The sequence below is a fragment of the Zongyangia sp. genome (assembly GCF_965361945.1).
Window position 1 is genome coordinate 1 of record NZ_CBDTOK010000168.1, and the last position, 4,132, is coordinate 4,132.

Consider the following 4,132-nt stretch of genomic DNA (forward strand, 5'->3'; position numbering starts at 1 on the left):
ATTTTGCCACCTACCGGCGGGCGGCGAGTCGCCGCAGCCAAACCGCGTTTATGTGTCAATCGCACCCAGTTGCGGGCATCGCGAACAATGTCACCGACAAAACTCCGGGCGCGATTTGCTGCCCGCTAGGGCCGCGTCATCCTCGCCGCTAGGCGCGTGAGACGGTTTACATAAACTTTACAAAAGCTATAGGTAACCTAGATTTTACACAAAAACAGGGTGTTGTAATATAGCATTGTTCCCAAAAAGAGAAAATACCCATGTAAAGGCAATGTAAATTTGCCGGAAATTTCACAACAAGGAGATTGTTAAAGATGAAAAAGTTACTCGCAGCACTCTTGGCCGCTGCAATGATCACCACCGCTTTTGCAGGCTGTGCTTCTAGCGGTGACAGCAGTTCCGCAGCTGACAACAACAGCAGCTCTCAGAGCGAATCCCAGAGCGGAAGCGAATCCCAGAGCGATGCAGCACTGTCCGGTATCCTGAAGCTGTCCGGCTCCACCTCCATGGAGAAGGTTGCAAAAGCTTGGGGCGAAGCATTCACCGCTGAGAATCCCGATGTAACCGTTGACGTCCAGCTGGGCGGTTCCGGTGCGGCAGTTACCAATGTAAACGACGGCGTTTCTGATATCGGCAACCTGAGCCGTGCGCTGAAGGACGAGGAAAAAGAAGGCCTGACCGAGAACACCGTAGCTCTCGACGGCATCGCGGTAGCAGTCAACCCCGCCAACGGTGTTGAGGACCTGACCATTGACCAGATCAAAGATATCTTCCTGGGCAACATCACCAACTGGTCCGAGCTGGGCGGTTCTGACGCTGAGATCGTCGTTGTCGGCCGTGAGGCTGGTTCCGGTACCCGCGACGGCTTTGAGGAAATTGTCGGAGTCAAAGATGAGGCTCAGTACGACAGCGAGCTCAACGAGACCGGCCAAGTCAAGAACCTGGTCGCCACCAATGAGAACGCCATCGGCTACATCTCCCTGGACTATGTAGACGACACCGTCAAAGCTTTGAAAGTCGGAGGCGTATCCCCCTCTGAGGAGACCATCAAAGACGGCAGCTACACCCTGCAGCGTCCCTTCATCATGGTGACCAAGGGCGAAGGCACCGAGCTGGCCCAGGCATTCCTGGAGTATGTCCTCAGCGAGGCTGGCCAGGAGGTTGCCAAAACCGCGGGCTGCATCCCTGTTATCTAAGAAAACTTCCCTTTTTCATAAAACCTCTTCTTAATACCCTTTACTCCATGTCAAGAAAACTCTATGCACCCCCTGTGCATAGAGTTTTCCGTCTGAATGGAGAAATATACAAAAAGCAATAATGAACAAAATTTTAACGTTATGTAAAGTAGACCCACACCAAAGTGCAGGAAAAGGCGGTGTCAACCTTTGAGTGAGAAAGTAATCGCGGCTCAGCCGGCGAAAGCCTCTGCCGCATCATCGGACATTCTGAAAAACCGGCGCAACAAAAAGATGGTAGAGACAGTCTTCGAGGCTATCTTTATTATCTGCGCCCTGGTGGCGGTGATAAGCGTCGTCGTCATCACAGCCTACATGATCATCTCCGGCGGCCCGGCCATCGGGGAAATTGGCATCAAGGAATTCCTTCTGGGGCAGGAATGGGCTCCCACAGCCTCGGATCCCAAGTTCGGAATCCTGCCCATGATCCTGTCCTCCATCTACGGCACCTTCGGGGCCATCCTCATCGGGGTGCCCATCGGATTGCTCAGCAGCGTCTTTATCGCGGAGATCGCACCCAAGCGGATGCGGAAGGTCCTGCGGGCGGCGGTGGAGCTGCTGGCCGGTATCCCGTCGGTCATCTACGGCCTCATCGGTATGATAGTCATTGTACCCCTGGTGGCGGAGATTTTTGACCTGGCCCTGGGCATGTGCCTGCTTTCCGCCATCATCATCCTGGCCATCATGGTGCTGCCCACCATCGTCAACATTTCCGAAACCAGCCTGAAGGCGGTGCCCCGGGAGCTGACCGAGGCCTCCCTGGCCCTGGGCGCCACCCAGATCCAGACCATCTTTAAGGTCCAGATCCCGGCGGCCCGCTCCGGCATTATGACCGGCGTGGTCCTGGGCATCGGGCGTGCTGTGGGCGAGACCATGGCCGTCATCATGGTGGCGGGCAACGTGGTCAACATGCCGGAGCTGCTGGGCAGTGTCCGTCTCATGACCACCGGTATTGTCCAGGAGATGTCCTACTCCTCCGGGCTCCATCGGGAAGCCCTGTTCGCCATCGGGCTTGTCCTGTTCGTCTTCATCATGATCCTGAACTTCATCCTCAACACTGTGCTGAAGAAGGGGGCTAAGGAATAATGTATAAAAAAGTAAGACCTGTCGATACCCTGATCCGGGGGCTCATCTGGCTATGTGCTATCATCACCATCGCCATCACCGCTGGAATCATCGTTTATATCCTGATCCGTGGCCTGCCCTCCATCAGCTGGAGCTTTTTGACCACCCAGCCTAGTGAACTACATGGTACTATTGGTATACTTCCGAATATAATCAATACTTTGTATATTGTGATCATCACCCTGCTCATCGCGACCCCTATCGGTATTGGCTCTGCCATCTATCTGACCGAGTACGGCGGGAGGAGCAAGCTGGTCAAGGTCATTGAATTCACCACAGAGACCCTGGCCGGCATTCCTTCCATCATCTACGGCCTGTTCGGGTTTATGTTCTTTGTGGTATTTATGAAGCTGCAGTATTCCATCATTGCCGGTGGCCTGACCCTGGCCATTATGGTACTGCCTACCATTATCCGCACCACCCAGGAGGCGTTGAAATCCGTCAATCCCCTCTATCGGGAAGCGGCCCTGGGCATGGGCGCCACCCGTGTCCACATGATCCGCACCGTGCTGCTGCCCAGCGCTATGCCGGGCATTATGACCGCCGTCATCCTCAGTATCGGGCGTATTGTCGGCGAGTCGGCAGCCCTGATCTTCACCGCCGGCATCGGCACCAAGATGCTGCGGATGACCCTGCCCGGATTCTTTGAGCACTTTATGACCTCCGGCGCCACCCTCACCGTCCAGCTGTATCAGTACGCTATGCGTGGTGAGGATCTGGGCATCAGCTTCGCCATTGCCGCCGTGCTGGTGATCATTGTGCTCATCATCAACTTTTCCACCAAGCTGCTGGCCCGCCGCCTCAACGCCAAAAACTCATAAGCGGGCGGCGAGTCGCCGCAGACAAGCCGCGCCCCTCCCGGGGCGGATATCGCGCTGTGGTTTCAATCGCAACATCGTTGCGGGCATCGCGGACAGTGTTACGAATAAAATCCAGGGCGCGCCAGCTACCGCTGGAGGAAGTCGCGGATGGGCGCAATGAAAAACAAAATCGCGGGTGTCGCGAGGGTGGTTTTAACTAGGCCATGAGCGCGTTATGCCGCCCGCTAGGGCCGCGCTGTGGTTTCAATCACAACATAGTTGCGGGTGTCGCGGCGATGTTGCTAACAAAGCCGTGGGCGCGTCATCCCCGCCGGTAGGCGCGGCGAGGTAAGAATGGGATAGATAGGAGAGTATTATACAGATGGAAAATATCATGGAGACCCGGAACCTAAACTTATACTACGGGGACAATCACGCCCTGAAGAACATCAACCTGAATATTGAGAAAAACAAGATTACAGCCCTTATCGGTCCGTCGGGCTGCGGCAAATCCACCTACTTAAAGACCCTCAACCGGATGAACGACCTGATTGAAAACGTCAAAATCGAAGGGGAGGTCCTGTTGGAGGGCCAGGATATCTATGATCCCCGGGTGGATGTGACCATGCTCCGCAAACGGGTAGGCATGGTGTTCCAGAAGCCCAATCCCTTCCCCATGAGCATTTATGACAACATTGCCTACGGCCCCAGGATCCACGGCATCAAAAGCAGAAAGCAGCTGGATGAGATCGTGGAGAACTCCCTGAAAGGCGCGGCCCTTTGGGACGAGGTCAAAGACCGCCTGAAGAAGAGCGCGATGGGCCTTTCCGGCGGCCAGCAGCAGCGTCTGTGTATTGCAAGAGCCCTGGCGGTTTCCCCCCAGGTACTGCTGATGGATGAGCCAACCTCCGCCCTGGACCCCATTTCCACCATGAAGATCGAGGACCTGATGGTAGAGCTGAAGGAAAAATA

4 protein-coding genes are annotated in these 4,132 nt (G+C 55.3%); all 4 read left to right on the top strand.

From position 1 onward, the window contains the following. Nucleotides 1–314 precede the first annotated feature (314 nt). A complete protein-coding gene (locus ACZ25G_RS10235) occupies nucleotides 315–1,196 on the top strand; it encodes a phosphate ABC transporter substrate-binding protein (protein WP_463682384.1) in 882 nt (293 codons plus the stop codon). Nucleotides 1,197–1,385: 189 nt separating this feature from the next. Beyond that, complete coding sequence (pstC, locus tag ACZ25G_RS10240) at nucleotides 1,386–2,321, top strand: phosphate ABC transporter permease subunit PstC (RefSeq protein WP_462933641.1); 936 nt, start codon at nucleotides 1,386–1,388, stop codon at nucleotides 2,319–2,321. Then, nucleotides 2,321–3,181, top strand: coding sequence for a phosphate ABC transporter permease PstA (gene pstA / locus ACZ25G_RS10245; protein WP_191483151.1), 861 nt, complete (start codon nucleotides 2,321–2,323; stop codon nucleotides 3,179–3,181). The genes pstC and pstA overlap by 1 nt, the downstream gene beginning before the upstream one ends. Nucleotides 3,182–3,542: 361 nt before the next feature. Continuing rightward, nucleotides 3,543–4,132: phosphate ABC transporter ATP-binding protein (locus ACZ25G_RS10250; RefSeq protein ID WP_463682385.1), on the top strand; the 590-nt coding region annotated here is incomplete at its 3' end.